The sequence below is a fragment of the Thalassospira profundimaris genome (assembly GCF_003326795.1).
GTDB lineage: Bacteria > Pseudomonadota > Alphaproteobacteria > Rhodospirillales > Thalassospiraceae > Thalassospira > Thalassospira profundimaris_C.
On record NZ_JPWI01000009.1, the window covers coordinates 147376 to 171606 of the forward strand.

The following is a 24231-nucleotide window of genomic DNA, read 5'->3' on the forward strand; positions in this document are numbered from 1 at the left end:
ACATGAAAAGGGAGTTTCCCGATGAGTGCACAAAGTGACTATCAACAGGCCCTCAAAGATATTTCCAGTCTTGCCAGCTCGATGGAAGACCGCATTTCAAATCGCCCCGCCCCTTACACGGTTGATCAGATTTTCCGTCGATATAGTGGCACGATTGCGGCCCCGATGATTGACGATCTCAAGGCCGGGGTCTGGAAAAAATGGGAAAACTGGCAGCTTGGCGGGGCGATATCCTATCTGGGAAGTTATGGCACGTCGGCCGCTGTCGCGCCGTTGCGCGAGATCGAACAAAACTATCCGGTTAACGATATTCAGAAACAGGCAAAGGAACTTGCCGATTTGTTGGCGACACTTGATGTTGCAGTATCGGAGGCCAAGCAAATCCCGCAGGTTCAGGACGCGATCAAAAGCGGTGATGCCGATCAGATGGCGCGGAGCATGCTGTTGGGACTTGCACAAATTGATCCCGACTGGCCTGTGCGTGCATCGGAGATCCAGACAAAGCTGTTTGACCTGGCATCCGACAGTTTCCCGGCAATCAATGAAATGGCTGCGGGAAAATTGACCGAGCAAGACGTAACAAAGGCACTGGTGGAAATCCTGTTTGCCGAATTCCTTCCGGGCCCTGGCACCACACAACCCAAACCTTAGCGGCAAGGGTCCCATGAATGCACATTCTATCGCTGGGTAAAAAGCAGCTTTAAAAAACTGCGCAGCAGCATGACCTGATCGGCGAGTTTGCGGGGCTCGTTGAGTGCCTTTGACATGACAATCCCGCCTTCGAGCACGGTTGAAATCATGTCGGCGACCTGTTCGAGGTCGACCGGCTCGGTCGTCTGGTACTGGTCTGCGATATCGTCAAGGATCGCGCGGAAACGGGTGCGCCAGGCCAGAACGGCGTGACGGTTGAGATCACGGACTTCCTTGTCAAACAGCCGTTCCTGATAGCAATAGACCGCAACGATGCAGCCCGGATGACCGTTGGGCAGATCTTCGAGCACCTCGGCCAGCATTTTAAGCGCTGCCAGCAATTGATGCAGCGGATCGTCGACCAGTTCGCGGGCGCGATCAAACACCTGATCGAGGATTTCGTCATCCTGTTCAATATAGCGTTGCAAAAGTGCGCGGGCGAGTTCGTTCTTATCGGAGAAATGATAGAAAAACCCGCTTTTTGTCAGTCCGGCTTCGGCAATGATTTCCTCGATCGAGGTCGCACCGAAGCCCTTTTCCAGAACTGCCTGTGATGCGATTTCCAGAATGCGTTCGCGCGTGCGTTCGCCCTTGCGTTTCGGGCCACCGAACGTGTCGGTGATTGTCAGTTTTTCCATCTCAACCCCCGCTTACCCTACCGCCGGTACAGTTTTTCGTCGTCAAAGGCCGCCATGGCCGCGCCGAAAAACACCGGATAAATCATAAGCATCTGTTTTGAATATATTTTTGAAAATCTGAAAAACCTGACCGTGTGCCTACTAGAAGCAAAACTCAATCAGGGCGAGATTTCCGATCCGCGATTACATACCCCCGCGGTAGAAATTTTGAAACCCAAAACTGAAATTTGGACCCATGAGCACAGGCAATCTGCACCTTCCGCCGCACGGAAAGGCAAAATTCATCACCGATGGCGGTCTTGAGACCACCCTGATCTTTCATGACGGGATCGACCTGCCGCATTTTGCATCCTTTGACCTTCTGAAAACGGATGCGGGCTGCGCGCGTATCACCGCCTATTACGAACGTTATCTTGATCTGGCCAAGCAGGCCCAAGCCGGATTTATCCTTGAAAGCCCGACATGGCGCGCCAATCGCGACTGGGGGGCCAGGATCGGCTATGACGAGGATGACCTGGCCGATATCAACCGCAAGGCCATTGGCCTGATGGCGGAGCTTCGCGATCGTTATCATTCTGATGCAACACCGTGCCTGATCAGTGGCAATATCGGACCGCGTGGCGATGGGTATGTGCCATCGGACCGGATGACGATCAATCAGGCGCGCGCCTATCACGCCCCGCAGATTGTGACTTTTGCCAAGGCGGGGGTCGACATGGTGTCGGTCGTGACCATCAACTATCCCGAGGAAGCCATCGGCATCGCCCTTGCGTGCCGGGATGTTGATATTCCTTGCGTCATTTCGTTCACTGTTGAAACCGATGGCAACCTGCCCAGCGGCGAGACGATCCGTGATGCGATTGCCATGGTTGATACCGAAACCGGGACCTATCCGGCCTATTACATGATCAACTGTGCCCACCCGGATCATTTCCGCGACCGATTGCACGAAAACGGCGACTGGAAAACGCGCATTTGTGGTCTGCGGGCCAATGCATCGCGCCAAAGCCACGCCGAACTTGATGCCAGCACGCATCTTGATGATGGCGATCCGGAAGAACTGGGCCAGCTTTATCACGATCTGGCTGATCTGCTGCCAAATCTGGCGGTGATTGGCGGCTGTTGCGGCACAGACCATCGCCATGTTGCGGCTATGACCAAACATGCCCTGCCGCGCCTTTTGGCCACGGGCGCATAAGAACCAAACACGAAAACCCAAAAAGAACAGGATACGAGCAATGATTGCAGAACCCGTACTGGAACGGGCGGCACATAAGGGTGCCGCCCGTCCGCGCCACCCGCACCCGGTCACGAGCTTTGTCAGAGCGACAAAATCGGATGCCGATGCGATGGCCCAGCTGATCAATATCGCCGGTGAAGGTTTGCCGGTCTATTTGTGGCAAGACATGGCAGAAGGCAGCGAGACGGTCTTTGATGTCGGTCGCAGACGCGCACAACGTGAAGAAGGCGGTTTTTCATATCGCAACACCACCCTTGCGGTCCATCATGGTGAAACCGTTGCGGCACTTGTCGATTATGCCCAACCTGATCAGCCAGAGCCCTTTGACCCGGCCGATATCCCGGCGATATTCGTACCGATCCTTGAACTTGAAAATCTTGCACCGGGCAGCTGGTACATCAATGTCCTTGCCGTCTTTCCGGCCCACCGCGATCAGGGGATTGGATCGGCATTGCTTGCACGGGCCGAGGCCAATGCACGACATGCCGGTAAAAAGACCGTCAGCCTGATTGCATCGGATGGCAATCCCGACGCAATTCGCCTTTACCAACGCCAAGGCTTTGTGGCCTGTGCCCAACGCCCGATGGTCAAGGAGGGTTGGGAAAATCGTGGTCAGAACTGGGTGTTATTGATCAAGGAAATCTGAAAAGAACCGTGAAACAACAAAGGCCGGAAGCGATCAGCTTTCGGCCTTTTTCTCCCACGCGCCTTGCGGGGATTGCTGCCAGTAGGACAGCTTGTGACCGGCGTCTTTCCAGTCTTTCCAGCGCGTGCGGGCCTCGGCCACCGCATCATGGTCACGATCATCAAACAGCATGATGACGCGTTCGTACTCCGCGACCTTGTCGCTCATCGCACGGTCGGTCAGAAACAGGAACTGGGCATTGTTGGGATTTTCATCCTCGGATGTCAGCCAGACGGGCTGCATTTCCGGATCACCATCAGCGGCAGAACCATGGGGCAACCAGCTTGCCGGATCATAGGTCCAGAGAAGCGTGTTGATCGCATCGATGCGCTGATCATTACCGGTCATCACCACAGCACGTTTTTCCCGCTCCAGCGTTTTGGAGAGCAGGGTGGGAAGTGCGCGTTCCAGCGGCAAGCTGGTGAGATGATAGAACCAGATGTCAGCCATACAGCGTTTCTAGCCCGAACATGAAAACGGGGCAAGGTGATCCACACCCTGCCCCGCAAATTACGACCGATGAAAACCGAAATCAGTTTTCGTAGTTATCGGCAACAAAGCGATCAAGCAGACGCACGCCAAAGCCCGTACCGCCTTTTGGCACGACTTCCTTATCCGCGGTCGACCATGCCATGGCCGCGATATCAAGATGCGCCCAGGGGCGATCCTTGGTGATAAAGCGTTTGAGGAACTGGGCCGCGGTGATCGAACCGGCCGGACGACCGCCAACGTTTTTCATATCGGCAATGTCGGATTTAAGCTGCTTGTCATAGGCAGGCGACAGCGGCAAGCGCCAGACACCTTCATCAACCGCAAGACCGGCTGTTGAAATCTGGGCAGCCAGATCGTCATTATTGGAAAACAGGCCGGCATTTTCATGACCAAGGGCAATGATGACCGCACCGGTCAGGGTCGCCAGATCAACGATCAGACGCGGATCGTATTTTTCCTGCACATAGGTCAGGGCATCACACAGAACCAAGCGGCCTTCGGCGTCGGTATTGATGACTTCAATCGTCTGGCCCGACATCGAGGTCACAACGTCACCCGGACGCTGTGCGGTCGAGGACGGCATGTTTTCAACAAGACCAAGAACCGCAACCACGTTGCATTTCGCCTTGCGGCCCGCCAGTGCCTTCATCAGACCGGAAACAACACCGGCACCGCCCATGTCCCATTTCATGTCTTCCATGCCAGCCGCCGGTTTGATCGAAATACCACCGGTGTCAAAGGTCACGCCCTTGCCAACGAAGGCAATCGGGGCGTCTTTTTTCTTGCCGCCATTCCAGCGCATGACAACCATGGCCGGTTTCTTGGCCGAGCCCATGGCAACGCCCAGAAGCGCGCCCATGCCGAGCTTCTTCATTTCCTTTTCATCAAGGACGTCAATCTCGACACCGAGCTTTTCAAGCGCCATGACTTCCTTGGTGAAGGTTTCCGGATACAGAACGTTGGCCGGTTCGGAGACAAGATCACGGGTGAAGAACACGCCTTCGACGACCTTTTTGGCGGTATCGAACTGTTTCTTGGCTTCCTTGTGATCGCGGGTCGCGACATCAAGGGATTTCAGAACCGGCTTGTCTTCCTTGGTTTCGGTGGTGCGGTATTTATCAAAACGATAGTCGCGCAGCATCGCACCGGTTGCGAAATCACAGGCGAGGTTTTCCATATCAAACAGGACAGAGACCTCTTTCTCGCCGGTTGACAGCGCGCGTACGGTCACAGAACCGCCAAGCTTCTGGGCAGCGATCACGTCAAATTCGGCTTCCTTGCCAATCCCGAAAATGATCACGCGCGACAGATCAACATTGGCCGGCGCCAGAACCTGAAGGCTTTGTCCTGCCTTGCCCTTGAAGGTCGAGGATTTGATCGCCCTGGTGATCGATCCACCGGTTGCTTCGTCCAGTGCGACGGCACTTGGCATCAGATCGGCACCCTCGGTCGCAAAGGCAATAACGGCACCGCTGGACGGAATGGCGAGATCGGAAAACGTGATCTTCATGGTGAACAGGACTCCTGTCATGTTTCGGGGCGCACAGCTTGAACACTGTGTCTGAACAATACTGCCCCTAATCTAGCGCGATAAATGCGCTTGAAAAGGCTTATCATCGAAAAAGCTCCGGGATTTCACTTAACAGCAATGTGTTAGCGTTGCGAATTGGCTTCGATCCAAATTGCCCAATATCAAGTCCGGATGGTCAAAACCCGCTATGATGGCCCATTCCCCTATGCAGGAGCCCCGTCATGTGCGCCAAGCCGGCACCGATTACCATTACCGAGCCGCCAAAATCTCCCCATCCATTCTGGAGTGGTGCATTCCGCCCGCTTTTCCTGCTTGCCGGTCTTTTGGCGATTGTGGCTGTGGTCTGGTGGGTTGCGGGATTTGCCCACGGAATTGTCGTGCCAAGCCTTGGAACGCCGTCATACTGGCATGCCCATGAAATGATATTCGGTTTTGGCGGGGCGGCGATTGGCGGGTTTCTGTTAACGGCAATTGCCAACTGGACCGGACGACCGGCCATTTCCGGGCCGATGTTAATGGGCCTTACATCAACGTGGCTTCTGGGGCGGATTTCAGTCGGTTTTGCCGACAGCCTGCCACCGGTTCTGGTGATCCTTGGCGATCTTGCCTATTTCGCCTTTCTGATTGCGCTGGGCGCACGCGAACTGATTGCGGCGCGCAATTTCAAGAATATGCGGGTTCTGGCCGTGATTGGCGTCATCGCGCTGTTTGACGGGCTGTTTATTGCATCCTGCCTGGATGTCATCGCCCTTGATCCGGCCATTCTTTATCAAACCGCGATCCTGACGATCATTTTGCTGATCAGCCTCATTGGCGGGCGGGTGATCCCGGCCTTTACGCGCAACTGGATGCAGCGCGAACAGATCAATGCGCCGATGCCCGCCATGTTTGGCCGGTTTGACATGGCCTGTATGGCCAGCATTGTTGTCGCCATCCTGAGTACGATTACCGCACCTGACACGCCATTGTCTGGCAGTGTGCTTCTGGTTGCGGCCGTGCTGCATGCCGTGCGCCTGATCCGCTGGCGCGGGATTTACAGCTGGCGCGAGCCGATTGTTGCCATGCTTCATCTTGGCTATTTCTGGGTGCCGGTGGGGCTTGCTCTTCTGGGGGCGTCACATATCTGGCCCGATACGATTGGCAGTCGCGATGCGCTGCATGCGCTGACCGGCGGGGCGATGGCCTGTATGATCATTGCGATTTCCGGGCGGGCGGCCCTTGGCCATACCGGGCGCGAATTGCGCGCAAGCGGGATGCTTAATGCCGCCTTTGGCCTGATCTGGCTTTCAACCGCCTTTCGGATCATCGCCGGGCAAAGCAATGAACACTATGTCACGATCCTTGCGATTGCGACCCTGATGTGGCTGGGCGGCTGGCTGGCATTTCTGATTGGCTATGGCCCGGTTCTGTTGGGCCCGTCGCAGAAGAAAACACGCGGCATTCCGGTGCGCTAGGTCCTTCGTGATCTAGAAATCAAACAGCGAAAGCGACGGGTTGGATTTGATATATTCGACATCGTCGTTTTCGACATCTCCGGTGCTGTGCCAGCCATGCATTTCATAAAAGCCATGGGCACGGTTTTTCGGATCCGCCCCGGTGGTAAGCGAGATGTCATCACATCCTTGGGCAAACAGCCAGTCTTCTGCGGTGCGCAGCAATGCCGCACCGACACCGCGCCCTTCGAAATCGGGATCAACAAACAGCGCCCAAAGGGTGGCTTCACTCGGGATGGCGATGGCAAAGCCCGCCGCCGATCCGTCCAGATCGGCAAGCCAGATGCCGTAACCATCGGCAAGCCATTTGCCAAAGGCCGCCTTGGTGATGCCGCGTTCGGCCAGTTCGGAGGCGGAAAGGTGGTTTTCACGCACGCGGCTTCGGATGGCAAAAATTGCCCCGACATCGCCCAAACGGGCTTTGCGAATTTTCATCCCGGCCACTGCGTGTGCTTTCTTTCCTACCGCGTCAAACTGTGCGGCAATTTAGCGATATGACGCGAGAGTGCCAGCGAAATCGTAAGGTGTTAAGTAATGCCTCCACCGCCGTCATCCCCGCGAAGGCGGGGATCCAGTCGGGCACCACCATGACCTCAGAGCGATGGATTCCGGGTCTGCGCTTTGCTCCGCCCGGAATGACGGCGTGGGCCGAATTGTCAGACCAGCGGTTTATTTACCGAGATAATCCGCATCCGTCACGGGCTCCAACCAATCGACTGGCGAGCCATTGAGTTTTTCCTGAATGGCGATATGGGTCATGGCCGTTTCGGGACCGGCCCCGTGCCAGTGCTTTTCACCCGGCTCGAACCAGACGATATCGCCCGGACGGATTTCCTCGACCGGGCCGCCTTCGCGCTGAGCACGGCCTACCCCGGCGGTGACAATAATCGTCTGGCCCAGCGGATGGGTGTGCCATGTGGTGCGTGCGCCCGGTTCAAACGTCACATTGGCTGCGGCAACCCGTGCCGGGTCGGCGGCACTGATGATTGGTTCGATCCGCACCCGTCCGGTGAAATATTCCGGTGACCCGGTGGTTGAGGCTTGCGATCCGGCGCGTTTGATATCCATGACGTCCCTGCCTTCCTGTAATTATGTTTTTGAAATCAGTTTCACCGGCTGGCGCTTTGGCCCCCATGTTCCGGGGTTTGCCTGAAACACCCCACTGCAATGGGTGCCGCAATTCTTGCAGGCCCCATGGGCATCAAGGTTCCAGTCCGATAGCTGATACCAGTCCCGCCCGATCAGGATACCGCCACAGCCATGGCAATAGGTACTTGATCCCGCCTTGTCATGAACATTGCCGACATAGGCATATCGAATGCCGTTCTTCGTGGCGATGTCCCGCGCCCGCATCAGGGTCGCGGGCGGTGTTGGCGGGGTATCCATCATTTTCCAGTCCGGGTGAAAGGCACTGAAATGCATCGGCACATCCGGACCAAGTTCGGACTGCACCCAGCCGGTCATTTCATCAAATTCCCCGTCCCCGTCATTCTCGCCGGGAATGACCAGATTGGTCAGTTCAAACCACACCCCGGTTTCGTGTTTGAGGTATCTAAGCGTTTCAAGCACATCCTCAAGATGGGCCGAACAAAGCTGATGATAAAACCGGTCGGTGAAGCCTTTTAAATCCACATTGGCCGCATCCATATGGCGGAAAAATTCCTCGCGTGCCGCCTCCCCGATATAACCCGCCGTAACCGCCACCGTGCGCAATCCCAACTCACGACAGGCCTGTGCCACATCCACCGCATATTCAAGGAAAATCACAGGATCGTTATAGGTAAAGGCCACCGACGAACAGCCATGCGCCTTGGCGGTCTGGGCGATCATTTCCGGGGTCGCCAGCGATGAAAGCTTGTCCATCTGGCGCGCCTTGGAAATCTCGTAATTCTGGCAGAACTTGCAGGTCAGATTACAGCCCGCTGTGCCAAATGACAGGACCGGCGTTCCGGGCAGGAAATGATTGAGCGGCTTTTTCTCGATCGGATCAATGCAAAAGCCCGATGACCGCCCCCAAGTGGTCAGAACCATCTGATCGCCTTCGCGAGCCCGGACAAAACAAAGCCCCCGCTGCCCGTCATTGAGCCTGCAAAAGCGCGGGCAGACATCGCACTGAATGCGGCCATCGTCGAGATGGTGCCAATAGCGGGCGGGGACCGTATCGACCTGCGGGGTGGTCATATTCATGGCGCGGGCTTTCTTTTGGCAAAGCTTCCTCTTTGAAAATCTAGTCCTGATCGCTATCTTTTTCAAAAGGTCGCTGAGAAATCTCCTGCTGCAATGAGCATCTAACTTTAGGACAACGCATTGGATATTTTAGAACACTTCCTTTCCCGTGACCCTCACAAAGTTTGGCTAGCCAGCTGTGAAATTAGAAAGTTACGCGATAGAGATAAGCTTCTCGAAATTTCCGAGCACTTGAAAAAAATTAGAAAGGAGACAAAAAACATCTTTAAGAACAGTGGCCCTGGCTTGTTGTCTAATGATTACCACCTGAACTTTGCATTGAAGAAACTGAGCTTCATTAGAGAGACTGAGGCTTGCCAATGCGAACTTTACCCAAGCAACATGTTTTTCAATCCGAACAAAGAAGCGGAGGAAGGATTCGTTGTCATAACTGATAAAGTGGAAGACGCCCAAAACTGGTCCGCCGACTATAGATGCGAATGCACAATTTGTGGGAATAAATTCAGCGTCCAACAGGGAGTATATCACTATACTTGGTACCATTGGACCAATTTGAGTCCAAGCATTCCAAACCCCTCTGAAACATCGCTTCAAAGGGCTTTCAGGTACATCAGAGGAAAGCTATGACCATCATCCGCCCCCCTGCCGTTGCCGGAACCTTTTATCCTGCTGATGCTGATATCCTGCGCAGCGAGATTGACGGGCTGATTGATGCCGCGCTGCATGCTGATGCCACGCAAAACAAAGCGACCCCCAAGGCGATAATTGTTCCTCATGCCGGTTTGATGTTTTCAGGAAACCTTGCCGCCCTTGGCTTTGCCACGGTGCGCGCCCTTAAGGGGCAGATAAAGCGTATCCTGATCATTGGCCCGGCGCACCGCATGGCGTTTCAGGGCATCGCACTGGCCAAGGCCGATGGTTTTGCAACCCCGCTTGGTACGATGCGCTGCGATCTTCCTGCTCTGCAAACGTCGCTGTCTTTGCCACAGGTTCAGATGCTTGACGACGCGCACAAGCTTGAGCACGGGCTTGAGATCGAATTGCCATTTATTCAGCGCCTGTTTGGCGAAACGGCCGATATCGGCATCGTGCCGCTTCTGGTCAGCCGATGCAGCCCGCGTCAGGTCAGTGAGGTCATTGAAAAGCTGTGGGGCGGTCCGGAAACCCTGATTGTCATTTCATCAGACCTGTCGCACTTCCATGATTATGACACCGCCAAACGCATGGATGCCAATACCCGCAAAATGATCGAGAATTTCGATGCGGAAAGTATCGGAAGCGATGACGCCTGTGGCGCGCTTCCGGTGGCGGGCATGTTGCTTTGCGCGCGGAACCGCAATATGCGGATCGAAACATTGGGCATGCGTAATTCCGGTGATGTCACCGGCGACAAGTCGCGTGTGGTTGGCTATGGCGCATGGGCGCTTTATCAAAGTGACGAGTTGCCCGATACGAGACCGAACGCCACAGAAGACAATTTCGCCAAGGCGACCGAGGATTTGATCAAGGCTCATGGCCCCGCCATGCTTGATCTGTGCCGCAAATCAATCCTGCACGGGCTTGATACCGGTGCGCCATTGCATGTCTCCACCAGCGAAGTCCCACCGGCCCTTGCCGCACCGGGGGCCTGCTTTGTGACGCTTAAAAAATCCGGGCAATTGCGCGGCTGCATCGGATCAATCATTGCGCACGCCGATCTTGCCACCGATCTTTGTGAGAACGCCTTCAAGGCCGCATTCCGCGATCCGCGATTTGCCGGGCTTTCACGTGATGAAATCAGTGATGATCTTGAACTGTCGATCTCGGTCCTGTCGCCGCCCCATCCGTTCCCGTTTGAAGACGAGGCTGATCTGATTGCCAGGCTGACGCCGTTTGAAGACGGCATCATCCTGTCGGATGGCAACCGGCGGGGCTTGTTCCTGCCACAGGTTTGGGATCAGTTGCCCGATCCCAAGGATTTTGTAGCCCACCTGAAACGCAAGGCCGGATTGCCGATGGATTACTGGTCGGGCAGCCTGCAAGCCCAGCGGTTCATCACCCGTGGCATTTCCGCCCGCGACATAACGCCAACCGGTTTCTGGCGCGATGTCTGACGTCGCTTCAGAACATCCGAACGACAACCGGTATCGGGAATTTCTGCAAGAAGTCGGGAAATGGGAAGGTCTTTGGGGGCTTTTTCATCATGGCTGGTTGCTGCATACCCATGAGGGTCAGACATTCTGCCCGCTTTTCGCCACCCGCGATGCCGCGCAACGCTGGGGGGCAAGCATTCGGACCAACCATGTTGCCGGTGCGATCACACTGGTTGATGTGATTGAGCATCTGATACCTGACTGGCAGTCCCAAAACATCATGGCGGGCATTTGCCCGACACCGGCACTGGGGCCGGTTTTGATCCGGCCCGATAAATTGAGTGCCTATTTGCTTGGCGCGCTTAAGGCCGCGATGACGGTTCAGTTCGGCAGGAAATCCTGAAACCGGAATTATTTGCATGTGCAGGCTGGACCTTGGGTCGAAAATTCCCTATCCCCATCAATCAACATATTCACGCAAACGCACGAGACCGCAATGACCATTGCCCTGCCAGCCAAAGCCGACGCCCTTGAAAACGGCCTGATCGAAATTGCCCGCAAGGCCGGTGCGGCCATGATGGAAATCTACAAGACCGATTTCGAAGTCCGCTCCAAGGATGATGCAAGCCCGGTGACCGAAGCCGACGAAGCCGCCGAGGCCGTGATCCTTCCGGGTCTGCGCGCGCTGACCCCGGATGTCAAAATCGTGTCCGAGGAATCAGCGGCCAAGGGTGATGTGCCAGATGTGAATGGTGAAACGGAATTTTTCTGGCTGGTTGATCCGCTGGACGGCACCAAGGAATTCATCAAGCGCAATGGCGAATTCACCGTCAACATTGCCCTGATTGCCAAGGGTCAGCCGGTTCTGGGCGTGGTCTATGCCCCGGCCATTGAAAAGCTTTATTACGGCGGCCCGGATGGCGCGAAACTGATCGAGGACGATGTTAACCCGACCATCACCAACATCACCGTGCGCGATATGCCAGAAGACGGCGTTGTTGTTGTCGGGTCGCGTTCGCATGGCGATCCCGAAGCCATGAAGGCCTTTCTTGGTGATCTTCCGGTCAAGGAACTGCGCCCGGCGGGCAGTTCGCTTAAGCTTTGCCTTGTCGCCGCAGGCGAAGCCGATCTTTACCCGCGTCTGGGTCCGACCATGGAATGGGATATCGGGGCTGGTCATGCCGTTCTGGCAGCCGCAGGCGGCGTTGTCGAAAATATGGACGGATCGCGATTCCTTTATGGAAAAGACGATTTTCGCAATCCGTTCTTCATCGCGCGCAGCCCGTCCGTACCGGTGAAATACCAAGCCTGATTTACCGCTACGCAAAGACCTGGACGAATTCATCAGCATCATCAGCGGCTTGTCCCTTGTGCATTGCACATATGGCAGGCCGCTTTTGTTTTGGCGCAGAAAAAACACCTTAAAAAACCGCAGTTTCATTGACTTTTCGCGTGTTTTGAAATATACAGAATGTATCGCCACACTGAGTGTAGGTGACGTAAATAGCCGCCGGAATAACGGCGACGCGGTCCAGTTTCACCACCGCGGGGCGAAATCGGGCTAGAGCGTAAATTGGAGCCGCCATTTTATGGCGGCTCTGCGCTGTTCGGGCCCAAGTTCCTTCCAGATATGTCATTCTTTTTTGGCTGCCATCACGTAACCGTGCGGCGTTCTTCCTTGTCATGGGCGCGCATCGTCGCTAGGTATCTGAGTAGCTTGTCTTTTCACGGATACTTGCATGTCACCCGCACTGACCATTCGACCCTATTCCGAAGGTGCCCTTAGCCAGGCCGCAGCAAAACTGCGCGCCGGTGAACTTGTGGCCTTTCCGACCGAGACGGTCTATGGACTGGGTGCGGATGCCACCAATGCCGATGCGGTTGCCGGTATCTATGCCGCCAAGCAGCGTCCAAGCTTCAACCCGCTGATCAGCCATTTTCCCGACCGCGACGCGGCGGCAAAGCATGCGGTCTTTGATGCCCGTGCCGACAAACTGGCCGGGGCATTCTGGCCCGGTGCGCTGACACTGGTTCTGCCCCGTCAAAAAGACAGTAATGTCTGCGAACTGGTCACCGCAGGTCTTCCAAGCATTGCCGTACGTGTTCCGGCCCATCCGATGGCGCGTGAGTTGTTGCGCGCGGTCGGTCGCCCGATTGCCGCCCCCTCTGCCAACCGTTCCGGGCGCATCAGCCCGACCACAGCAGGCCATGTTGCCCATTCCCTTGGCGATGCGATCAGCATGATCCTTGATGGCGGCCCCTGTGGTGTCGGGCTTGAAAGTACGGTCATTGACCTGACCACGGATCGGGTGGTGATGTTGCGTCCCGGCGGGATTACCATGGAACAGGTTGCAGAGGTTCTTGGCTGTGAGGTCATCATGGCCGAAACCGATGATACCGCACCCAAAAGCCCCGGCATGCTGACCAGCCATTATGCGCCGGGTCTGCCGGTGCGCCTTGATGCAAAAACCGCCGACAGTGCCAAATATGGCAATGAAATCCTTCTGGCATTTGGCGATTGCAACACCAGGGGATTTGACGCTGTTCTTTGGTTATCCAGAACCGGCGATGACCGTGAAGCGGCTGCCAATCTGTTTGCCAAACTTCATGAAGCCGACCAGAAACGTTTTGACGGCATTGCGATTGCGCCAATCCCCGATAGCGGACTTGGACTTGCGATCAATGACCGCATGAAACGTGCCGCAGCCCCGCGCGCGCCACATCCTTCGCCCTGACACGGATATCGCCATGCCCTTTTTGCCAGACGGCGCGATCAATGATCTCAAAGACCTGCTTGGCCCCAAGGGCTGGAGCACCGATCTTGACGTTCTGGCACCGCATAATGCCGAGGCCCGTGGCAAGTTCAAAGGTCAGGCGGAAATTGTCCTGTTTCCGGCCAGTACCGAAGAAGTCGCAAAGGCGGTTGCGATCTGTGCCGCCCATGACATTGCCATTGTTCCGCAAGGCGGCAATACCGGACGATGCGGCGGGGCAGTTGCCGGTTCCAAACAGGTTCTTTTGAACCTGAAGCGCATGAACGCGATCATTGAAATTGACGAGCGCGATTTTACCGCGACCGTCGAAGCCGGTGCGATCCTGCAAACCATTCAGGAAGCCTGTGCGAGACATGACCTTCTTTTCCCGTTATCACTCGGGGCCGAGGGCAGCTGTCAGATCGGTGGCAATCTTGCGACCAATGCCGGCGGCTTGAATGTCATTCGTTATGGCAATGCGCGGGATTTGTGCCTTGGCCTTGAGGTCGTCCTGCCCGATGGCAGCATCTGGAACGGGCTTTCCAAACTGCGCAAGGACAATAGCGGGTATGATCTTCGCGATCTGTTTATCGGCGCCGAAGGCACATTAGGTATCATCACCAAGGCGACGCTTAAACTGTTTGCCCGTCCCCAGCATGTCGCCACCGCATGGCTTGCTGTGCCATCGCCGGAATGCGCGATTGATCTGCTGGCCCTTGCCCGCCGCCATACCGGGGACGCGATTGCCGCGTTCGAACTGATCAGCGGCTTTGCCCATGATATGTCGGTGACTTACCTTAAGGGGCTGACACGTCCGCTTGCCACCAAGACAGACTGGCATGTTCTGATCGAGCTGACCTCGTCACGCCCTGATGATGATTTGCAAGCACTTCTGGTCGACCTTTTAAGCAATGCGGTCGAGATCGGTCTGGCATCTGATGCCACCATTGCGCAATCGGAAAAACAGCGCGCCAATCTGTGGGCAATCCGCGAAGGCATCCCCGAGGCCCAGGGGTTCGAAGGCGGCTCGATCAAGCATGACGTGTCCGTGCCGGTATCGCGCGTGCCCGATCTTCTGGATCGTGGGATAGCTGCGGCCAAGGCCCTGATCCCCGGTATTCGCCCCTGCCCGTTTGGTCATGTCGGCGATGGCAATATCCATTTCAATTTCAGCCAGCCGGTCAGCATGGAGAAATCAAAATATCTAGCCCGCTGGGAAAGCCTCAATAGAGTCATCCATGACATTGTCACTGATCTTGGCGGATCGATCAGTGCCGAACATGGCATCGGGCAGCTCAAGCGTGACGAGCTTGCTCACTATGCCAGCGACGAAAAAATGAAGCTGTTGCGCGCGATCAAGACAGCGATTGATCCCGATGCCAGGTTTAATCCCGGTAAAGTTGTTTAACCTTTACACAAACACCCCACCATACCGGAGACACGCCCCATGTTCTCTGTCGATACCTATGCCCCGCTCGATACGCCCAAACCGGTTGCTGATAATATCTGGATCATTGATGGTCCGGTGATCGGGTTTCAGAATTTCGGGTTTTCCATGCCCTTTCCCATGCGAATGACCATCGTGCGCCTGTCGGGAAACAGGCTGTTTGTGCATTCCCCGATCCGTCTTACCAATCAGTTGAAGGCGGCAGTCGATCAACTGGGCACAGTAACCTGGCTGATTGCATCAAACACCATTCACTATGCCGGTGTGCCTGACTGGCAAAAGGCCTATCCGGATGCACTGGCATTTTGTGCGCCCGGCGTGATCAAGCGTGCCAAATCGGTTGGCATATCAGTACGCTTTGACGGTGAACTGGCTGACAGTGCCGAGCCCGACTGGGCCGATGACATCAAACAGGTACTGGTTCGGGGCGGCTATCTGAACGAAGCAGTCTTTTTCCACAGTGCTTCCGAAACCCTGATCCTGACCGATCTGATCGAGAATTTCGAACCGCAAAAAGTCAAAAGCCCGTTCTGGCGGTTCATGCTGCGTCTATTCGGAACCATGGATCCGGATGGATCCGCCCCGCGTGACATGCGGGCAACCTTTATCGGCCATCGTGGTCATGTGCGCAAATGCGTTGAAACCATGATCGGCTGGAACCCGAAGCGCGTCATTCTTGCCCATGGGCGCTGGTACGACACCAATGCAGTTGCAGAGCTTAACCGTGCCTTCCGCTGGGTCCTGAAATAAATCGAATGCAAAAAGGGCGCCCCGCGGGACGCCCTTTTCAGTTTCATGGTCAAAGTCGCAGACTTATTCGCCCGGACCGGCCCATGGATCCATGGCATTGAGCTTGTCCTGACGACGGACCTCAGACGACTTTTTCCAGTCGCCACCAAATGCAGCTTCTTCCCACGAGCCGTAGCTCGGGTTTGGCAGCATGAACCAGCGCTCGCCCCAATAGGTCGCGTATTTGTCCATGACTTCAAGGCGTTCTGCGATCGAACCATCAATCTCGTCGGTGAAGTCGCCGAAATTGTCACCAAATTGCATGATCACACGGTAGTCATCCGCAACCGCCTTGCGACGCGGTGTTTTGTTCGAGCCCCAAGCTTCGACTTCACCACGCAACATGACGTGTTTTTCATCAGCATAGGGGAAACCGTATTTTTTCAGGTTTTCGATGGTCGGTGTTTCTTCCGGTGCCTTGCGGTTTGACACATAGAAGACTTCCACACCCTTGGCCGCAGCAGCCTTGGTGAATTCAAGTGCGCCCGGGGTCGGGGTCGACACCATGTCATGAACGAATTTCGCCCAGGTTTTGGAGCTGTAATGCGTGCTCTCGGTTACAACCCATGCCTGATATTTCGAGTTGTCCAGAACCGTCTCATCAACGTCCAGAATAACTGCCGGCGGCTTGGACATATAGTTGCCGTCCTGCTCAAGTGCTGCGGTCCAGCTGTGATCGCCAATGGCCGCATCCAGCAGACGGGTCGCACCGGCATAGACCGAAATGGCGGTCGTTTTATATTCGACCGAGGTCTGAAGCCAAAGGGTGCCGTTCAAACCGTCATTCTGTGCAGGTTCCTGCGCCTGTGCACCAAAAGCACAAAGGGCGCTGGTCGCCACAATGGCGGCCACACCAAATGATTTTGCGATAAAGGTCATTTTATATTCTCCCTGTTGATTTCCCGACCCGATGGATGCTGACCATGCAGACAGGATTTCAACAGCATGCCACTGCACTGCGACAAATAAAAAGCCTTTTTCCAGTTCTTGCCGGAAAAAGGCTTTTGCCAGCGGTTTGAAAATAACGCCAAACCGGTGATTATATTTGGAATTCACTCAGGCCGTGGGACGCTTTTCAAATATGTCAAAGCCGTCTTCCAGTGCGGGTTCTTCGTGAATTTTGTCGACGCGCGCATGAGGAGGCCCGTCGTAACAGGCCGTAATCATCGATTGCACCACATCGACCGGACCGCAAAACACCGCCTCTACCGTGCCATCGGTGCGATTGCGCACCCAGCCGGTAAGATCGCGCTTGCGGGCTTCCTCGACGGTCCATGCGCGATACCATACACCCTGTACCCTGCCCTCGATCCGGGCATGAACAGATATGTTGCCAGATCCGGTCTGTGGATCGGGGCGTGTGTCGGTCATGAAAACCTCCCTCGCCTTGGCGTTTCCGGGTTACTTGGCACCCGGAATTTTTGCATGCAGATGGGCAGTATCAACGAATTTCTGTTTCTGCTCTTCCGATGCCGGGGCCTGATGGTTGTCCTTCCATGCGTCATAGGTCATGCCATAGACAACTTCGCGCGCCCCGTCATAATCCATCGCTACGCCACGGTCGCGCGCAGCAGCCAGATACCATTTGGCAAGGCAGTTACGGCAGAAACCGGCAAGGTTCATCAGGTCAATATTCTGAACATCCTTGCGGTCCTGAAGATGCAGGACAAGACCGCGAAAGGCCGCAGCTTCGAGTTCCAGCTTGGTTTGCGGATCAAGGTCGGCGGCCGGACCATTGGCCAGAACGGCCTCGGTTGACATTTCAGAACCGGCGCAATCAGACATGCTCCATACTCCCAGCAGTGCGGTGTTGTTCAAGTTGTTCAATCATGGCCGGAACGTCGGCGATGCTTTCTGCGGTCACGACATTCTGGTTTTCAATCTCGGTCTGGTCGACCATTTCATGAACCCAGGTGATTTCATAGGGAATGTGGATCGCAGCCCCGCCACACGCAAGGACCGGCAGGATATCGGATTTCATCGAATTGCCGATCATGATTGCGTCTTCGGGCTCGACACCATAGCGCCCAAAGATGTTGCGATAGGTCAGCGGATCCTTTTCCGAGACAATCTCGATCCCGTCAAACAGGTCTTCGAACCCGGAACGGTCGATTTTAAGCTGCTGTGCGATCAGATCACCCTTGGTGATCAGAACGACCTTGTAGCGTGGATTTTCCGCATAACGGCGCAGAACTTCGACCGCACCATCAATGATACGGGTCGGGGCGCGCAGCATGGATTTGCCGATCTCGGCCAGTTTGTGAATATCTTCTGCACTGATCTTGCGATCAGAAAGCTCGATCGCGGTTTCAATCATCGACAGGGTAAAGCCGGTTATCCCGTAGCCATAGATCGACAGGTTTGCCAGTTCGGCCTGATACAGGCGGTCATCGACCTGTTCGGGGGCAACATAATGGCCCAGCATTTCACGCAACTGAATGTGCGCTTCGCGGAAAAGTGGCTCGTTGTGCCACAGGGTATCATCCCCATCAAAAGCAATCAGTTTATACATTCTTTCGCCTCGTTTCTTGTTATTGGATGGCCGTGTTCATCGGGAATTACAGCCTCGATTTGCGACCATATGGCAGTGCAAACCCGCAGTAAAGCCCCGTTATCTGTATTTAATATTCGCAAATGCACAGTGAAAGGGGTTGAAACTACGGCGGCGTGATCAGATTAACAGAAAAGGCGCCAGCAAATTAATCGCCAGCGCCTATCACCCGTTTTTCAGGAAATAAGGCCTTTGACCCTAGCCCAATATTCTTCGTCAACGTTAACCTCTATCCACTCTTGGCTTGCTTCATCCAAATCACTAACTTCTTTCAGCATGTCACGTGAGAACTGGACAACTGGCTGATCGCCTCCTTTGTCTAGTAGCTTGCCAAACTTAAATGCCGAGAATGGCTTTCCTTCATTAGCATCATACGAATAACCGTGAGCGGACTCAAAATCCACGATATGAACATACCTGCGAGCCAAACCTTCTTTTTGACTGTTACTTGCAACAATGTTTTCCCAGATTTTAGCATTTAATGTCCAAGCTGAATTTGCCTTCGGCTCACCATCACCCTTTCTCGAGATTTGTCCGTGTTTATATTGGTAGCGCAAGTCTGCATCGTGAATTACCGTGTGTTTAATTCCGAAATGGGTAAGTACATTTTGAAAGAAAGGAATATTGTTTTTTGTGCCAGTGTTTAGCACAAATACTTCTCGATGTTCTTCGCTATCCTCTAGTAAGCTCCGAAGAACAATAGCTTCTGTATCACCTTCTACTAGGATCACATTGTCAGCAAAAAACACTTCGCAAATATGCGGATCAAAGTTCATCAACATGTGCATAAAGTCTTTAGCGTCCTTATCAGGTGCGAATAGTTGCTCCCCTGCCTGATAGTACTCTGTGATCTCATCATTTTTTGTAATACGGACGAGCGACGTATGCTTCTTCGACAAGTCAATAAGTTGAGGGCTATGAGAAGCGCATAGCAATTGAAACGGCGAATTTGTAACAATGCTATAAAGCTTCTCCCTCATCAAACGCATCTTAGATGGATGCAAATAGACCTCTGGTTCCTCAAACAATATAAGGAATCCCTTACGGTCACCCCCATTGGCAAAGCCCTCAATTAATTCTCTGTTTTTTACAATACCGATGAAGTTAAATATTGCCTGACGAACAACTCCATCGCCTTGACTAGATAGAGGTTGCTGTTCTTCAGCTAAGCGCTCATTGACTACTGTTACATCAAAGCTCTTGCTAAGCAGTGTTTCAAGACGTCCGTCTCCCGCGTTTGCCGAGCTGATTTTCAATGCGTGATCTGGAAATATCTTTTGAAAATACTCGTTCGCAAGCGTGTTCACTTTTGCTGTTTCATCCATCACAGAAACAGCCTCTTCGAGTTCGCGAAAAGCAGCATCCGCACGATCTAGAATTTCACCGCATTCGTCTTTCAGTTTCTGCGCGATGTGCTTTTTAAGAATATCCCCAACGATCTTTTTCAGGTCATCTTCTGTAGCTACGGGAGGGATATAAACTGGTGTAGGCGCATAATGAGATACCAGTGTATCAAAGCCGCCAAAGCCACCTTTGACGAATGCATCAGCTCTCGGATCGTAGGTGTACTTGACACCTTGGCCACCCACTTCAGACCACACCTTCCTGATACGTACAAATCCGTCTGGAGAAATCCACTTTTCTAAATTTCCATCGGCTAGTTTTTGTCTATCTTCACCATCTTTCACACTGAAAATGAGCTCAATCTCGATATCCAGCGCATCTCCATGCATGAAGTTATAGAAATCGGATCGTTGTGGTTTTGATTTCGCATTACAGAAAAACTCGTACGCTTTGAGAATACTTGTTTTCCCTGCATTGTTCCTTCCAAAGACAAAGATTGCATCCCCATCAAGGAAAGATACGTACACTCCGTTCGATGCAATCGAACGGAATCCAGCTACATGCATACCTGCTACTTTCACGACACACTCCAATTCATCTAAATTGTGTCGGCAACTTAACATGACAGATAGCTAATTGATCCTACTCGTCCGAGCAGTTACAAAAATGGCGCCAACATTCATATTGCTGGCGCCATGACAAGCATCACCCTTGAGGGATCAGGTGGCTTATTCGTCTTTTTCGAACTCGATGATGATGGCATCGACCGAGAGGTTTGCACCCTGCTCGGCATGGATCTTTTTGACCACGCCCTTGCTTTCGGCCTTCAGCACGTTTTCCATCTTCATGGCTTCGAGGATACAAAGCTCCTGTCCTGGCTGAACCGTCTGGCCTTCGGTCACGGATACCTTGACCAAAAGCCCCGGCATCGGCGATTGCAGGAAGTTAGACATGTCTGGCGGCGCCTTGAACGGCATCAGTTTCTGGAGCTCTGCCACGCGGGGCAGAAGGACCTTGAAGCTGCGCTGAACACCGTTTGACGACAGGCGGAAGCCAATACCTTCGATATCGATCTGAACGCAGACCAATCCACCATCGATTTCACCGACAAACATCGGATCACCGATTTTCCAGTCCGACACCACGCCATAGCTGCGATCACCGATGGCCACAATGTAATCGCCGTTAACACCATCAAACTCGATATCAAACGGGGTGTGCTCATCGCCGCTGACCGCAACCCAGCTTTCGGAAACCTTGATCGGGTGGTCGCTGACCTGCCCGGTGATACCGGAATTGCGTTCGGCATAACGCTGATTAAGGTAGGCGGCGACAACAATCAGGGTCGAAGGATCTTCATCGGGAAGATCATCAGACGAGAAACCGTCGGGATATTCTTCGGCAATGAAGTTGGTGGTGATATTGCCATCCTGGAACCGTTTATTGGCCATGACAGCGGCCAGGAACGGGATGTTGTGGGAAATCCCACGGATGTAATAGGCATCAAGGGCGCTACGCATTTCGGCAATCGCCTGATCACGGGTTTCCCCATAGGTGATCAGTTTTGCGACCATCGGATCGTAATACATCGAAATCTCGCCGCCTTCATAGACGCCGGTATCAACGCGCACCGTCGCACTTTCTGCGGGCGGTTGATATTTCACCAGACGCCCGGTAGATGGCAGGAATTCGCGGAACGGGTCTTCGGCATAGACGCGGGTTTCCATCGCCCAGCCGGTCATGGTTACGTCATCCTGTTTAAGGGTCAGTTCCTGCCCGTCGGCGATCCTGATCATCCATTCGACAAGGTCCTGCCCGGTGACAAGTTCGGTCACCGGATGTTCGACCTGAAGACGGGTGTTCATTTCAAGGAAGTAGAAATTCTTGTCCTTGTCGACGATGAATTCCACGGTCCCGGCCGAGCAGTAATCCACCGCACGTGCCAGTGCCACGGCCTGTTCGCCCATGGCCTTGCGGGTTGCCGGATCGATAAAGGGTGACGGGGCTTCTTCAACGACCTTTTGGTGGCGGCGCTGAATGGAACATTCACGCTCGCCGAGATAGATCGCATTGCCGTGCTTGTCGGCCAGCACCTGAATTTCGATATGGCGCGGTTCTTCGACGAATTTTTCGACAAAGACACGGTCATCACCAAACGAGCTTGCAGCTTCCGACGTTGCACGTTCGAAGCCTTCGCGGCATTCGGCGTCATTGCGCGCGATACGCATGCCCTTGCCACCACCGCCCGCGGATGCTTTCAGCATCACCGGATAGCCGATTTCGTTGGCGATCTTGATGGCCTCGTCGGTATCCTTGATCACCCCCATATAGCCCGGAACCGTGGAAACCCCGGCATCTGCGGCAATTTTCTTGGACGTAATCTTGTCACCCATGGCGGCAATCGCACCATTCGGCGGGCCGATAAAGGCGATATTGGCGGCATCAAGGGCCTTGGCGAAGGCCTGATTTTCCGACAGGAAACCATAGCCCGGATGAACGGCCTCGGCACCGGTTGCCTTACAGGCTTCGATGATCTTGTCGATGATCAGATAGGACTGGTTGGTCGGGGCCGGACCGATATGGACGGCCTCGTCAGCCATCTGCACATGCAGGGCAGCTTTATCCGCATCGGAATAAACCGCGACGGTTTTGATGCCCATCTTGCGGGCTGATTTGATCACACGGCAGGCAATTTCACCGCGGTTGGCAATCAGGATTTTCGAAAACATGGATGTCTCCCAATATGTCTTGGCGGATTACAACGGAATGTTGCCGTGTTTCTTTTCCGGGTTCTTGATGTCTTTGTTGCGCAGCATGCCAAGCGCCTTACAAATGCGGCGGCGTGTGCCGTGCGGCATAATGACATCATCGATAAAGCCCTTGCGGCCCGCGACAAACGGGTTGGCGAATTTTTCGCGATATTCCTCGGTGCGGGCTTCGATCTTGGCCGGATCATTCATGTCAGACCGGAAGATAATTTCCACAGCCCCCTTTGGCCCCATCACCGCAATTTCCGCGGTCGGCCAGGCATAGTTGACATCACCGCGCAGATGTTTGGACGCCATAACGTCATAGGCGCCGCCATAGGCCTTGCGCGTGATCACGGTGACTTTTGGCACCGTTGCCTCGGCATAGGCATAAAGAAGCTTGGCACCATGTTTGATGATCCCGCCATATTCCTGTGCGGTGCCCGGCATGAAGCCCGGCACATCAACAAGGGTGACAATCGGAATGTTATAGGCATCGCAGAACCGTACAAAACGCGCGGCCTTTTTGGAACTGTCGATATCAAGGCAACCGGCCAGAACCATCGGCTGGTTGGCGACAACACCGACGGTACGGCCATCCATACGCGCCATGCCAATGATGATGTTTTTGGCGTAGTCAGGCTGAATTTCAAAGAAATCGCCCTCATCGACGATCTTTGCAATCAGCTCCTTCATGTCATAGGGCATGTTGGGGTTTTCAGGCACCAGCGTATCAAGCGAGAAATCATCACGCGTGATCGGGTCTTCGCACAGATGGGCGGGCGGGTCTTCCTTGTTACACAGCGGCAGGAAGTCCATGAAACGACGGGTCTGCAGCAACAGATCAACGTCATTGTCAAAGGCCAGATCGGCAACGCCCGAAACCGATGTATGCGTTGACGCACCACCAAGCTGTTCGTGGGTGACTTCCTCGTGGGTCACGGTCTTGACCACATCGGGCCCCGTCACGAACATATAGGAGCTGTCCTTGACCATGAAGATGAAGTCGGTCATGGCCGGGCTGTAAACAGCACCACCGGCACAAGGCCCCATGATCAGGGAAATCTGCGGAATAACGCCCGATGCCTCGACATTGCGCTGGAACACATCGGCATAACCGGCAAGACTTTCGACACCTTCCTGAATACGGGCACCGCCCGAATCATTCAGGCCGATAACCGGAGCACCGACCTTCATCGCCTGATCCATGATCTTTCCGATCTTGCGCGCGTGCGCCCCGGAAAGTGCGCCGCCAAACACGGTGAAGTCCTGCGAAAACACAAAAACAAGCCGACCATTGATCGTACCGTGACCGGTGACAACACCATCGCCCGGGATGCGGTTTTCGGTCATGCCGAAATCCACACAATCATGTTCGACAAACATATCCCATTCTTCGAAGGAACCCTCATCAAGCAACACATCAAGACGTTCACGTGCAGTGAGCTTGCCTTTGGCGTGCTGATTATCAATGCGTCGCTGGCCACCACCCATGGCGGCTTCGGCGCGTTTCGCTTCGAGCTTGGCGATGATTTCTTGCATCTTGCGTTTTCCTTGCTGTGAACGGGCGTT

At 54.3% G+C, this 24231-nt stretch carries 23 protein-coding genes; 10 read left to right on the forward strand and 13 right to left on the reverse strand.

From position 1 onward, the window contains the following. Positions 1 to 21: 21 nt before the first annotated feature. The gene (locus TH30_RS14535; RefSeq protein ID WP_114098822.1) at positions 22 to 651 is read left to right on the forward strand and encodes a hypothetical protein; all 630 of its coding nucleotides are present in this window, start codon (positions 22 to 24) and stop codon (positions 649 to 651) included. Positions 652 to 677: 26 nt separating this feature from the next. Here the strand turns inward: TH30_RS14535 and TH30_RS14540 are convergent, their stop codons facing one another. Next, positions 678 to 1328 carry a TetR/AcrR family transcriptional regulator gene (locus TH30_RS14540; RefSeq protein WP_114098823.1) on the reverse strand — a complete coding sequence of 217 codons (651 nt, stop codon included), beginning with the start codon at positions 1326 to 1328 and terminating at the stop codon, positions 678 to 680. Between the two features lie 235 nt (positions 1329 to 1563). On the opposite strand from TH30_RS14540, the gene TH30_RS14545 reads away from it, so the two are divergent. Next, positions 1564 to 2526, forward strand: a complete 963-nt coding sequence (locus TH30_RS14545) for a homocysteine S-methyltransferase family protein (protein ID WP_114098824.1) — start codon at positions 1564 to 1566, stop codon at positions 2524 to 2526. Positions 2527 to 2566: 40 nt separating this feature from the next. Beyond that, a complete protein-coding gene (locus TH30_RS14550) occupies positions 2567 to 3214 on the forward strand; it encodes a GNAT family N-acetyltransferase (RefSeq protein ID WP_181850305.1) in 648 nt (215 codons plus the stop codon). 33 nt (positions 3215 to 3247) lie between these two features. On the opposite strand, the gene TH30_RS14555 is transcribed toward TH30_RS14550, so the two are convergent. Both TH30_RS14555 and TH30_RS14560 read right to left on the reverse strand, forming a co-directional pair. Continuing rightward, a complete protein-coding gene (locus TH30_RS14555) occupies positions 3248 to 3703 on the reverse strand; it encodes a DNA polymerase III subunit chi (RefSeq protein WP_114098826.1) in 456 nt (151 codons plus the stop codon). A gap of 82 nt (positions 3704 to 3785) precedes the next feature. After that, complete coding sequence (locus TH30_RS14560; protein ID WP_114098885.1) at positions 3786 to 5255, reverse strand: leucyl aminopeptidase; 1470 nt, start codon at positions 5253 to 5255, stop codon at positions 3786 to 3788. A 242-nt stretch (positions 5256 to 5497) separates the two neighbouring features. Between TH30_RS14560 and TH30_RS14565 the strand changes: the two genes are divergently transcribed. Continuing rightward, on the forward strand, positions 5498 to 6730 hold the full coding sequence (locus TH30_RS14565; RefSeq protein WP_114098827.1) for an NnrS family protein: 1233 nt from the start codon (positions 5498 to 5500) through the stop codon (positions 6728 to 6730). 12 nt (positions 6731 to 6742) lie between these two features. On the opposite strand, the gene TH30_RS14570 is transcribed toward TH30_RS14565, so the two are convergent. The 3 genes from TH30_RS14570 to amrS all read right to left on the reverse strand — a co-directional run bounded on the left by TH30_RS14570 (position 6743) and on the right by amrS (position 8956). Next, complete coding sequence (locus tag TH30_RS14570) at positions 6743 to 7204, reverse strand: GNAT family N-acetyltransferase (RefSeq protein ID WP_147252012.1); 462 nt, start codon at positions 7202 to 7204, stop codon at positions 6743 to 6745. Positions 7205 to 7438: 234 nt separating this feature from the next. After that, positions 7439 to 7837: a (R)-mandelonitrile lyase gene (locus TH30_RS14575; protein ID WP_114098829.1), complete on the reverse strand. Its 399-nt coding sequence runs from the start codon at positions 7835 to 7837 to the stop codon at positions 7439 to 7441. Positions 7838 to 7858: 21 nt separating this feature from the next. Further along, positions 7859 to 8956, reverse strand: coding sequence for an AmmeMemoRadiSam system radical SAM enzyme (gene amrS, locus TH30_RS14580; RefSeq protein WP_114098830.1), 1098 nt, complete (start codon positions 8954 to 8956; stop codon positions 7859 to 7861). Between the two features lie 623 nt (positions 8957 to 9579). Between amrS and amrB the strand changes: the two genes are divergently transcribed. The 6 genes from amrB to TH30_RS14615 all read left to right on the forward strand — a co-directional run bounded on the left by amrB (position 9580) and on the right by TH30_RS14615 (position 15978). Continuing rightward, entirely contained in the window at positions 9580 to 11049 is a 1470-nt protein-coding gene (gene amrB, locus TH30_RS14590) for an AmmeMemoRadiSam system protein B (protein WP_114098832.1), read from the forward strand. Next, on the forward strand, positions 11042 to 11431 hold the full coding sequence (locus TH30_RS14595; protein WP_114098833.1) for a DUF2750 domain-containing protein: 390 nt from the start codon (positions 11042 to 11044) through the stop codon (positions 11429 to 11431). The genes amrB and TH30_RS14595 overlap by 8 nt, the downstream gene beginning before the upstream one ends. Before the next feature lie 93 nt (positions 11432 to 11524). After that, positions 11525 to 12340 carry a 3'(2'),5'-bisphosphate nucleotidase CysQ gene (gene cysQ / locus TH30_RS14600; protein ID WP_114098834.1) on the forward strand — a complete coding sequence of 272 codons (816 nt, stop codon included), beginning with the start codon at positions 11525 to 11527 and terminating at the stop codon, positions 12338 to 12340. Positions 12341 to 12767: 427 nt separating this feature from the next. Beyond that, positions 12768 to 13763: an L-threonylcarbamoyladenylate synthase gene (locus tag TH30_RS14605; protein WP_114098835.1), complete on the forward strand. Its 996-nt coding sequence runs from the start codon at positions 12768 to 12770 to the stop codon at positions 13761 to 13763. A gap of 13 nt (positions 13764 to 13776) precedes the next feature. Continuing rightward, positions 13777 to 15189, forward strand: a complete 1413-nt coding sequence (locus TH30_RS14610; RefSeq protein WP_114098836.1) for an FAD-binding oxidoreductase — start codon at positions 13777 to 13779, stop codon at positions 15187 to 15189. 39 nt (positions 15190 to 15228) lie between these two features. Beyond that, positions 15229 to 15978 (forward strand): DUF4336 domain-containing protein, encoded by a 750-nt coding sequence (locus tag TH30_RS14615; RefSeq protein ID WP_114098837.1) that lies wholly within the window; start codon positions 15229 to 15231, stop codon positions 15976 to 15978. Positions 15979 to 16041: 63 nt separating this feature from the next. Here the strand turns inward: TH30_RS14615 and TH30_RS14620 are convergent, their stop codons facing one another. From TH30_RS14620 to TH30_RS14650, 7 genes are all read right to left on the reverse strand, one after another. After that, positions 16042 to 16896, reverse strand: coding sequence for a 5'-nucleotidase, lipoprotein e(P4) family (locus TH30_RS14620; RefSeq protein ID WP_114098886.1), 855 nt, complete (start codon positions 16894 to 16896; stop codon positions 16042 to 16044). 177 nt (positions 16897 to 17073) lie between these two features. Continuing rightward, positions 17074 to 17388: an acylphosphatase gene (locus tag TH30_RS14625; protein ID WP_114098838.1), complete on the reverse strand. Its 315-nt coding sequence runs from the start codon at positions 17386 to 17388 to the stop codon at positions 17074 to 17076. A gap of 30 nt (positions 17389 to 17418) precedes the next feature. After that, on the reverse strand, positions 17419 to 17802 hold the full coding sequence (locus tag TH30_RS14630) for a DUF1244 domain-containing protein (RefSeq protein WP_220150326.1): 384 nt from the start codon (positions 17800 to 17802) through the stop codon (positions 17419 to 17421). Continuing rightward, positions 17795 to 18529, reverse strand: a complete 735-nt coding sequence (locus TH30_RS14635; protein WP_114098839.1) for an HAD family hydrolase — start codon at positions 18527 to 18529, stop codon at positions 17795 to 17797. Before TH30_RS14635 ends, TH30_RS14630 begins: the two co-directional genes overlap by 8 nt. 215 nt (positions 18530 to 18744) lie before the next feature. Further along, on the reverse strand, positions 18745 to 20493 hold the full coding sequence (locus tag TH30_RS14640; RefSeq protein WP_181850306.1) for an ATP-dependent nuclease: 1749 nt from the start codon (positions 20491 to 20493) through the stop codon (positions 18745 to 18747). A 147-nt stretch (positions 20494 to 20640) separates the two neighbouring features. Continuing rightward, positions 20641 to 22641: an acetyl-CoA carboxylase biotin carboxylase subunit gene (accC, locus tag TH30_RS14645; RefSeq protein WP_114098841.1), complete on the reverse strand. Its 2001-nt coding sequence runs from the start codon at positions 22639 to 22641 to the stop codon at positions 20641 to 20643. Positions 22642 to 22668: 27 nt separating this feature from the next. After that, positions 22669 to 24201 carry an acyl-CoA carboxylase subunit beta gene (locus TH30_RS14650; RefSeq protein ID WP_114098842.1) on the reverse strand — a complete coding sequence of 511 codons (1533 nt, stop codon included), beginning with the start codon at positions 24199 to 24201 and terminating at the stop codon, positions 22669 to 22671. Between the last annotated feature and the right edge of the window lie 30 nt (positions 24202 to 24231).

Bases quoted from the DNA above. Each gene is read 5' to 3' on its own strand.
- TH30_RS14535 (WP_114098822.1), top strand. From the start codon at position 22: ATGAGTGCACAAAGTGACTATCAACAGGCCCTCAAAGATATTTCCAGT.
- TH30_RS14540 (WP_114098823.1), bottom strand. From the start codon at position 1,328: ATGGAAAAACTGACAATCACCGACACGTTCGGTGGCCCGAAACGCAAG.
- TH30_RS14545 (WP_114098824.1), top strand. From the start codon at position 1,564: ATGAGCACAGGCAATCTGCACCTTCCGCCGCACGGAAAGGCAAAATTC.
- TH30_RS14550 (WP_181850305.1), top strand. From the start codon at position 2,567: ATGATTGCAGAACCCGTACTGGAACGGGCGGCACATAAGGGTGCCGCC.
- TH30_RS14555 (WP_114098826.1), bottom strand. From the start codon at position 3,703: ATGGCTGACATCTGGTTCTATCATCTCACCAGCTTGCCGCTGGAACGC.
- TH30_RS14560 (WP_114098885.1), bottom strand. From the start codon at position 5,255: ATGAAGATCACGTTTTCCGATCTCGCCATTCCGTCCAGCGGTGCCGTT.
- TH30_RS14565 (WP_114098827.1), top strand. From the start codon at position 5,498: ATGTGCGCCAAGCCGGCACCGATTACCATTACCGAGCCGCCAAAATCT.
- TH30_RS14570 (WP_147252012.1), bottom strand. From the start codon at position 7,204: ATGAAAATTCGCAAAGCCCGTTTGGGCGATGTCGGGGCAATTTTTGCC.
- TH30_RS14575 (WP_114098829.1), bottom strand. From the start codon at position 7,837: ATGGATATCAAACGCGCCGGATCGCAAGCCTCAACCACCGGGTCACCG.
- amrS (WP_114098830.1), bottom strand. From the start codon at position 8,956: ATGAATATGACCACCCCGCAGGTCGATACGGTCCCCGCCCGCTATTGG.
- amrB (WP_114098832.1), top strand. From the start codon at position 9,580: ATGACCATCATCCGCCCCCCTGCCGTTGCCGGAACCTTTTATCCTGCT.
- TH30_RS14595 (WP_114098833.1), top strand. From the start codon at position 11,042: ATGTCTGACGTCGCTTCAGAACATCCGAACGACAACCGGTATCGGGAA.
- cysQ (WP_114098834.1), top strand. From the start codon at position 11,525: ATGACCATTGCCCTGCCAGCCAAAGCCGACGCCCTTGAAAACGGCCTG.
- TH30_RS14605 (WP_114098835.1), top strand. From the start codon at position 12,768: ATGTCACCCGCACTGACCATTCGACCCTATTCCGAAGGTGCCCTTAGC.
- TH30_RS14610 (WP_114098836.1), top strand. From the start codon at position 13,777: ATGCCCTTTTTGCCAGACGGCGCGATCAATGATCTCAAAGACCTGCTT.
- TH30_RS14615 (WP_114098837.1), top strand. From the start codon at position 15,229: ATGTTCTCTGTCGATACCTATGCCCCGCTCGATACGCCCAAACCGGTT.
- TH30_RS14620 (WP_114098886.1), bottom strand. From the start codon at position 16,896: ATGACCTTTATCGCAAAATCATTTGGTGTGGCCGCCATTGTGGCGACC.
- TH30_RS14625 (WP_114098838.1), bottom strand. From the start codon at position 17,388: ATGACCGACACACGCCCCGATCCACAGACCGGATCTGGCAACATATCT.
- TH30_RS14630 (WP_220150326.1), bottom strand. From the start codon at position 17,802: ATGTCTGATTGCGCCGGTTCTGAAATGTCAACCGAGGCCGTTCTGGCC.
- TH30_RS14635 (WP_114098839.1), bottom strand. From the start codon at position 18,529: ATGTATAAACTGATTGCTTTTGATGGGGATGATACCCTGTGGCACAAC.
- accC (WP_114098841.1), bottom strand. From the start codon at position 22,641: ATGTTTTCGAAAATCCTGATTGCCAACCGCGGTGAAATTGCCTGCCGT.
- TH30_RS14650 (WP_114098842.1), bottom strand. From the start codon at position 24,201: ATGCAAGAAATCATCGCCAAGCTCGAAGCGAAACGCGCCGAAGCCGCC.